This is a genomic window from Planctobacterium sp. AWM4_229 (assembly GCF_056160305.1).
Window position 1 is genome coordinate 1 of the sequence record NZ_JBSWWX010000040.1, and the last position, 207, is coordinate 207.

The following is a 207-nucleotide window of genomic DNA, read 5'->3' on the forward strand; positions in this document are numbered from 1 at the left end:
TATCCGTTAATCGATGTCGCCAGATAGTCGTGGTTTCTTCAACGGCGATAAGTTGAGATTCATACATCTGCTTTCGTTGTTGTGGATTCAGATATTGTTGGCTCAACAGTGTGCCATTACACAGCTGATGCCAACGTCGAATCACTTCTTCAGTATCCCAACTATCTGATAACTCTTTGTGTATATGTAATACCAGATGGGTGTGAT

Annotated in this window: 1 pseudogene; it reads right to left on the reverse strand. The window is 41.5% G+C overall.

Annotated features, from left to right (window positions below):
* A pseudogene (locus ACXAGP_RS22145) lies at positions 1-207 on the reverse strand (transposase); the annotation flags it as partial.